Below are 8,053 nucleotides of genomic sequence, written 5' to 3'. Positions count from 1 at the left end.
CCGTTCGGTAGATCCGCCTGAACATCCTGGCCAAGCGTCGCCATGCGGGCGCTCACCCGGGTCAGGAGGGAGGTGCCGTCTCGCCAGGGGCGGGAGGCGTCACCGTCGACCGCGGTGAACTCACGGTAGTGCGCCTCGAGGCGACGCAAATAGGCCTTCAGCAGGACATTGCGGTCGGTGGTTGCCGCGTATTCGAGAAGGAGGCTGGTGGCGGTCGGCACGGGAAGTTCCTGGTCCGTGAGGCTGACGTTGACGCCTGTACCGACGACGACGGCGGGAGGCTCACCGTTGGCTCCCGGCACGAGCTGGGCGAGAACACCGGCCAGCTTTCGTCCGTCAACGTGGACATCGTTGGGCCACTTCAGCTGGGGGGAGATTTCGGTGCGTTCCTCGATGCTCTCCGACAGCGCGAGCGCCGCAAGCAGCGACATCCACGCATAGCTCTGGGTAGGCAGGGGACGCCCTTCAGAATTGTGTGGACGCAGCAGCACGCTGACGATCAGCGAGGAACGCTCCGGCGCAGTCCAGGTACGCTCCATCCGGCCTCGGCCGGCCGTCTGCTCTTCGGCCGTCAGCACGCTCAGGTCCGGCCATGCCGCCGGTTCCTCGGTGGCGTGACCGGCGAGATCCGTGTTGGTGGACCCAGTGGCCTCCAGCAGGTCCAGCCGGCTGAAGGGACCTCGCGGGCTGCACAGTGCCTCACGCAGTCCGGCCTCGTCCAGGCCGGGACGTTCCAGGTTGGAATAGCGGGATCTCATAGGTCCAAGCCTACTGGCCGGGGGCCCGGCACTGAGCGTCGGCCTAGGTTCGGGGCCACAGCGGGGCTGGGCGCAGGATGAAGCGGAAGCGGCTACAAAAAAATGTCCGGTATCAGGCGGTCTTCCGGAGCGCCAAGGCTGTACCGGCTGAAGTCCGTCACTCCCTCCTGCCGCAGGACCTCCTCGTCGGTGAAAAAGTTCCCGGTGCATTCGCTGGCCGGCCGGAGCAGCACCGCGTGCGCGGCATCCGCGACGATGTCCGGTGTTCGCGCCGCCTTGATCAGCTCGGAGCCGCCGGGCATGGCACGGATGGCAGCTGTGTCGATCAGGGTGCGGGGCCAGAGCGAGTTGACAGCGATCCCCTCGCTGCGCAGCTCCTCCGCGAGCCCAAGAGTCGTCAGACTCATTCCGTACTTGGCCATGGTGTAGGCGAGGTGCTTCCCTGCCCAGGTTGGATCGAGATTCAGCGGCGGTGAGAGGGTAAGGATGTGCGGGTTGGTGCCCTTGCGCAGGGCGGGCAGCGCAAGCTTGCTCAGCAGGAACGTACCCCGAACGTTGATGTCCGCCATGAGGTCGTAGCGCTTCATCGACACGTCAGGAGTCTTCGAGAGATCGATCGCCGAGGCATTGTTGACGACGACGTCGATGCCGCCGAACTCGGCGACCGTCGCCTCCACGGCCGAGGCAACGTCGTCGTCGTTCCTTACATCGCCCACGACGGCGAGCGCGCGCCCGCCTGCCGCGCGGATCTGATCCGCAGCGGTATGGACAGTGCCTTCCAGGCTCGGGTGTGGTTCACCGGTCTTGGCGAGGATGGCGACGTTGGCGCCGTCCCGGGCAGCCCGCAATGCTATGGCCAGGCCGATACCCCTACTGCCGCCGGACATCAGGATGGTGCGCCCGGACAGGGTGCGGAGAACAGGAGCGCCGTTGCCAGTCATACGGGACACCCTAATGCGGGGAGAGGGTGGAAAACCTAATTGTTACTCGCGGGTAACTTCGGCGCCTGCGCTAAGTCTTTCGAGGAGTTGTTGTAGGTGTTCTACAGCCATAGGCACCATTTTGCTCACTAGACTGGGCGGAAAGCTCTGTTCTTTGGAGGAAACCTACTTAAGGGGACCTGCGGAACTGACTACCGGCAGCCACTCAAGACATCAATCGGAAGAGACTCGATGCAACCTGAAACGCTTCCCCTCGACCAGGACGCAAGCATTCAGGGCGACACCGCCCCGGACCTGCATACCACGGCAGGCAAGCTCGCCGACTTTCGACAGAGGCAGGAACGTTCGCTGGCGCCGTCCGGCGCTGAGGCCATCGCCAGGCAGCACGCCCGGGGTAAGGGCACGGCCCGCGAGCGCATCGAGATGCTGGTTGACGCCGGCTCTTTCGTCGAGTTCGACGCCCTCGCGGTGCACCGCTCCACCGCGTTCGGCATGGAAAAGAAGAAGCCTCTCGGTGACGGCGTCGTGTCCGGATATGCCACCGTGGACGGCCGGCAGATCGCAATCTACAGCCAGGACTTCACCGTCTACGGCGGGTCGCTCAGCCAGGTCAACGGCGAGAAGATAGTGAAAGTGCAGGAGTTCGCGCTCCGGAACGGCTGCCCGGTGGTGGGAATCAACGACGGCGGCGGAGCCCGCATCCAGGAGGGTGTCGCGTCCCTCGCGATGTTCGCCGACATTTTCCGGAACAACGTGCACGCTTCGGGTGTGGTCCCGCAGATCTCGCTGATCATGGGGCCCTGTGCCGGTGGCGCCGCATACTCCCCCGCACTGACTGACTACGTGGTCATGGTCGACAAGAGCTCGCACATGTTCATCACCGGCCCGGACGTCATCAAGACAGTCACCGGTGAAGACGTGGATATGGAAACCCTCGGCGGGGCGCGCCAGCACAACTCGACCACGGGAACCTCCACCTATCTCGCTTCCGATGAGCAGGATGCCATCGACTTCGTGCGGGAGCTGCTCGACTTCCTGCCCTCCAACAACCTCGCCGAAGCACCGCTGGCGGAGTTCGCCGAGGAACTTGAGCTGAATGAGCTCGATTCTGCACTGGATCAACTGATCCCCGACTCAGCCAACCAGCCCTACGACATGCATACGGTCATCTCGACCATCGTCGACGACGGCCACTTCCTGGAGATGCAGTCGCTGTACGCGCCGAACGTGCTCATCGGCTACGGCCGGGTCGAGGGTCACACTGTCGGGATCGTCGCGAACCAGCCCATGCAGTTCGCGGGCACCCTGGACATCGCAGCCTCCGAAAAAGCCGCCCGGTTCGTCCGTCACTGCGACGCCTTCAACATCCCCATCCTCACCCTCGTCGATGTCCCGGGCTTCCTGCCCGGTAAGGACCAGGAGTTCAACGGCATCATCCGCCGCGGCGCCAAGCTGCTGTATGCCTACGCGGAAGCCACCGTCCCGAAGCTGACGGTCATCACCCGCAAGGCCTACGGCGGCGCCTACATTGTCATGGGCTCGAAAAAACTCGGCGCGGACATCAACCTTGCCTGGCCCACTGCCCAGATCGGCGTCATGGGCGCGCAGGGGGCAGTGAACATCCTCTACCGCGGCCATCTGAAGTCGGTTGCCGACGCCGGCGGCAACGTCGAAGCCGCCCGCGCCGAGGTGATCAACCAGTATGAGGAGGAACTCCTCAATCCCTACCAGGCCGCCGAGCTTGGTTACGTCGACGCGGTGATCGCTCCCTCCGATACCCGGGTGCAGATAGTCCGCGGCCTGCGCGCGTTGCGCGACAAGCGTGCGGCCCTGCCCGCCAAGAAGCACGGAAACATCCCGCTATGAGCACCGAAACCATCCCCGCTGAGGAGAACGCTCCCCTGTTCCAGGTGGTGGCCGGGAACCCGACGCCGGAGGAGCTGGCGGCCCTCGCCGTCGTCGTGCTTGGACTGGAAGAGAACGACGACGGCGACCGCACGCCGGCCCCGCACCGCACCTGGATTCGGCGGGACCAGCTGCGGCTGGGTCCGCGCCCCGGGCCGGGATCCTGGCGACGGAGCGCACTTCGGTAGCCTCCGAACCACTTCGGCTGACGGTTCTGGCGCGTGCAGCACAACCTGCGCCGATCCTGCGTTCCGGTTGATCGGGCGCACGGTCTAACTTGAGGCTTCCGGTGCAGAATTGGTGCAGTGCCGCAGGACGCAGCGTTCATGCGGCAGGAACAGCACGGGCATCGGCCCGCGACGATAAGGGCAAACCCGGTGCGAGCCGGGGACGCAAAGCCACGGGACCCCTGCGGTCAGCCGGGTTACCGAACAGCGAAAGTGTCATCATGGTTCCCACCCTGCCCTCAAGCCCGCGCCTCCTGCGGCTGCAACGCCTTGTCCTGTTGGTCGCTATCACGGCTCTCTGCGCCCTGGGCTTGGCGCTACCCGCGCAGGCATCCGCTGCCATCAGTCTCAGCAGCGGTTCGGGAGAGGCCGGATCGACTGTGACAGTCAAGGGCTCCGGCTTCCCGAAGCGTGCCAAGGGCACCGTGACAGCAGGCACCAACACCGCTCCCATGACCGTCGGCGGTTCCGGCTCCTTCCAGACGAGCATCGTCATACCGTCCGGCTCGTCCTCGGTCGAGGTCATTGCCACCGCCGGTGCAGTGTCGGCGTCGGCGGTGTTCGTCGTCGTCAGTGCGCAGCCCAGCCCTGACCCGGAACCTGCAGGAAGCGGCAAGAGCATTCGCTTCGGGGTCGGGACCGCGTCGGGTCCTGCGGCAAACGCCGAACTCGACGCCGTCGCCGCAATCGCCGGTGAAGCACCCTCGCTCGTCCTCTCCTATAAAGACTTCAATCAGGCTCCCCCTATCGCCGAGCTCGAATCGGTTCGGGCCCGCGGAGCGGAAACCCTGCTCACCTGGGAGCCCTGGACCTGGGGAGGCGGGGTCGACCAGTCTGCCTACTCACTGGACCGGATCGCCGCCGGAGACTTCGACGCATACCTTCGCGACTGGGGATACGCCCTGCGTGATTGGGGACATCCCGTATATCTCCGTTTCGGACATGAGATGAACGGCAACTGGTATCCGTGGGCCGAGGGCGTGAACGGCAACGGAGCCGGTGACTACATCACCGCCTACCGCCACGTCCACGATGTGGTTGCCGCAACGGGAGCGTCCAACATCCGATGGGTCTGGAATCCGAATGTGCCCTACTGGGGCTCAACGCCGCTCGCGCAGCTCTACCCCGGCGATAGCTACGTGGACCAAGTGGCACTGGACGGCTATAACTGGGGTACTTCCCAGAGCTGGAGCACATGGCAGGAACCCGATGCCCTGTTGGGTGAAGGTCTTGCGCAGTTGCGGCAGATCGCACCCGGGAAACCTGTTGTAATCGCCGAAATTGCTTCGGTCGAACTGGGCGGCTCCAAGGCGGACTGGAACAGGAAGCTCTTCGCGTACGTCTCAGCGCAACCCGACGTCGTCGCGCTCCTCTGGTTCCACATCACCAAGGAGGCGGACTGGCGGATCGACAGCAGCGAATCCTCCGCTACCGCTTTCCGGGAGGCGCTGGCAGCTCGACGCTAGCCGGCCCGCCCGGTGCTTTCACCTCGACACGGCACGCAACACGATCCGGTCACGATCCCGGCTCTGGGTCGACAGCACTGTGGCCGGGGGCAACAACGTGCCGTTAGGCTCTACGGGTGATCAACGAGACTCCCACTGCAAACCTGACCGCTGTGGCTCCCACCCGCTCCCAGACGGCAATCGACGCCGTCGCCGAGGCCTACACCGAGATGCTGTTGCAGCTCGACCCGGGATTCGCTACCCAGCTGGGCCTGCCCGGCCACGAGACAGAATACCGGGACTACTCCCCTGCCGGACTGGAAGCCTTTGCGGAAGCCACCCGGGAAACCCTGGGCCGGCTGGATGACCTGGAGCCCACTGACGACGTCGACGCCGTCACCCTGGACGCGATGCGTGAACGTCTCGGCCTGGAACTGGAGATCCACGAGACAGGGCTCAACCTCGCCAACCTGAACAACATCGCCTGCCCTGCGCAGGAAATCCGCATGATCTTCGACCTCATGCCGACGGACACCGCCGAACAGTGGGGCCACATCGCCGGCCGCCTGTGCAACGTGCCGGACGCGATCGGCGGGTACATCACCTCACTTCGCGAGGGGAAGAACCGCGGCATCCTGCCTGCTGCACGCCAGGTCCGCAACGTCATCGAGCAGGTGACGGTGTATGCGGCCGAGGGCGGCTACTTCGATGAGTTCGTGGGCGGCGCCACCACCGGCGACGACGGCGGTCTCCCGGACTCGGTGCGCACGGATCTCGCAGCGGGCGCAGAGGCAGCACGCGGCGCCTACCTGCATCTGCGCACGTTCCTCGAGGAAGAACTGCTGCCCGAAGCTCCCGAGAAGGACGCCGTCGGGCGCGAGCATTACTCGCTGATGTCCCGCCAGTTCCTCGGCGCCACAGTCGATCTCGAAGAAACGTACCAGTGGGGCGTTGAGGAACTTGACCGGCTCATTGCCGAGCAGGAAGCCGTCGCCAACGAGATCAAGGAGGGCGCCTCCATCGAGGAGGCCATGCGCATCCTTGACGAATCGCCTGAACGCCAACTTCACGGAACCGACGCTTTGCAGGCCTGGATGCAGGGGCTGTCTGACCGCGCCGTCAGCGAACTCGCCGGCGTGCACTTCGACATCCCGGACATCATGCGCACGCTCGAATGCATGATCGCACCCACCAAGGAAGGCGGCATCTACTACACGGGTCCGAGCGACGACTTCGCCCGCCCGGGCCGCATGTGGTGGTCGGTTCCCGAGGGTGAGGACTCCTTCACCACCTGGAAGGAAACCACCACGGTCTACCACGAGGGCGTTCCCGGACACCACCTTCAGATCGCCACCGCCACCTTCCAGCGCGGGCTCCTGAACTCCTGGCGCCGCAACGCCGTCTGGGTTTCCGGACACGGTGAAGGGTGGGCGCTCTACGCGGAGCGGCTCATGGAGGACCTCGGTTACCTCAGCGATCCCGGGGATAGGCTCGGCATGCTGGACGCACAGCGGATGCGGGCCGCGCGCGTGGTCTTCGACATCGGCGTCCATCTGGAGCTTGAAATCCCCGAACGGTGGGGCTCGGGCACCTGGACGCCGGACAAGGGCTACGAATTCCTGAAGAAGAACATCGCCATCAGCGAAGGTCAACTCAACTTCGAGTTCAACCGCTACCTCGGCTGGCCGGGGCAGGCACCTGCGTACAAGATCGGCCAGCGGCTCTGGGAGCAGATCCGCGACGAAGTGAAGCAGCGCGAAGGCGACTCCTTCAACCTGCGCGACTTCCACACCCGCGCACTGAACCTCGGCTCTGTGGGCTTGGACACCCTGCGCAGGGCGCTCCTGAGCTAGTTCTCCCCGTTGACTTGGCAGGACACACCCCGACAGGCATTCCCGAGGGGTGTGTCCTGCCGACCCATTTGGTTCAAGATGAAACATTTCGCAATAAGCAGTTTGTTTGTTAGAGGAACGAACCTATTGTTCTCGGGTGACTTCAGAAACTTCCGCTCCGGCGTCCCGCAGGTTGCCCCGCTGGGTAACCTCCTTCGGACCGCAAATCATCGTTGCCCTGATCGTTGGCCTCGTGCTTGGCCTGATCGCCAAATACACCGGCCACACCGAAGAGACACCCAATGCCCTCGGCACAACCCTCGCCACCATCGGTTCGAGCTACGTCTCGCTTCTGAAGGCCGCCGTCGTACCCCTGATCTTCACCGCGGTGGTGAGCTCGATCGCCAACCTCCGTGCCGTCCACAACGCCGCGCGCCTGGCCGGGCAGACGCTGCTCTGGTTCGCCATCACTGCGCTGATTTCCGTGGTGATCGGCATCGGCCTTGGGACAATCTTCCAGCCGGGTGCCAACACGAACGCGGCGCCTCCGAGCGAGTACACCGGCCGCACCGGTGACTGGTGGGCCTTCCTGACCGGCCTCATCCCCGCCAACTTCCTCGGCCTGCAGGCCTCGTCCAGCGTGGACGACGCCGGCGCGATCACCACAGGGCTCAACTTCAACGTGCTGCAGGTCCTGGTGGTCGCCGTCGCTATCGGCATCGCCGCCCTGAAGGTGGGCAAGCCCGCCGAACCGTTCCTCGCACTGAACGCATCGGCTCTGGCCGTCATCCAGAAGGTGCTCTGGTGGATCATCCGGATCGCGCCGATCGGTACCGTCGGCCTGATCGGCAAGGCAGTGGCGGTGTACGGCTGGGACACCATCGGTTCGCTCGGCAAGTTCACCCTCGCCATCTACGTGGGCCTGGCACTGGTGCTGTTCGCCGT

Annotated in this window: 7 protein-coding genes and 1 riboswitch; of the genes, 5 read left to right on the top strand and 2 right to left on the bottom strand. The window is 64.8% G+C overall.

Annotated features, from left to right (window positions below):
• The coding region (locus RIF85_RS13145; protein WP_309072349.1) for a biotin--[acetyl-CoA-carboxylase] ligase at nucleotides 1–758 on the bottom strand (758 nt) is incomplete at its 3' end.
• Nucleotides 759–850: 92 nt separating this feature from the next.
• The gene (locus RIF85_RS13140) at nucleotides 851–1,699 is read right to left on the bottom strand and encodes an NAD(P)-dependent oxidoreductase (RefSeq protein WP_309072348.1); all 849 of its coding nucleotides are present in this window, start codon (nucleotides 1,697–1,699) and stop codon (nucleotides 851–853) included.
• Nucleotides 1,700–1,930: 231 nt separating this feature from the next.
• Between RIF85_RS13140 and RIF85_RS13135 the strand changes: the two genes are divergently transcribed.
• The 5 genes from RIF85_RS13135 to RIF85_RS13115 form a co-directional block, all read left to right on the top strand.
• Complete coding sequence (locus RIF85_RS13135; RefSeq protein ID WP_309072347.1) at nucleotides 1,931–3,565, top strand: acyl-CoA carboxylase subunit beta; 1,635 nt, start codon at nucleotides 1,931–1,933, stop codon at nucleotides 3,563–3,565.
• Nucleotides 3,562–3,792, top strand: coding sequence for an acyl-CoA carboxylase subunit epsilon (locus tag RIF85_RS13130; protein ID WP_309072346.1), 231 nt, complete (start codon nucleotides 3,562–3,564; stop codon nucleotides 3,790–3,792). Before RIF85_RS13135 ends, RIF85_RS13130 begins: the two co-directional genes overlap by 4 nt.
• A gap of 169 nt (nucleotides 3,793–3,961) precedes the next feature.
• Nucleotides 3,962–4,036, top strand: a riboswitch (cyclic di-GMP riboswitch).
• Between the two features lie 16 nt (nucleotides 4,037–4,052).
• Complete coding sequence (locus RIF85_RS13125) at nucleotides 4,053–5,297, top strand: glycosyl hydrolase (RefSeq protein ID WP_309072345.1); 1,245 nt, start codon at nucleotides 4,053–4,055, stop codon at nucleotides 5,295–5,297.
• Nucleotides 5,298–5,506: 209 nt separating this feature from the next.
• Nucleotides 5,507–7,129, top strand: a complete 1,623-nt coding sequence (locus RIF85_RS13120; protein ID WP_309072350.1) for a DUF885 domain-containing protein — start codon at nucleotides 5,507–5,509, stop codon at nucleotides 7,127–7,129.
• Between the two features lie 136 nt (nucleotides 7,130–7,265).
• Nucleotides 7,266–8,053: cation:dicarboxylate symporter family transporter (locus RIF85_RS13115; RefSeq protein WP_309072344.1), on the top strand; the 788-nt coding region annotated here is incomplete at its 3' end.

The sequence above is a fragment of the Arthrobacter sp. genome (assembly GCF_031179385.1).
Lineage (GTDB): Bacteria > Actinomycetota > Actinomycetes > Actinomycetales > Micrococcaceae > Arthrobacter_D.
This window is presented reverse-complemented; position numbering and strand designations above follow the sequence as displayed.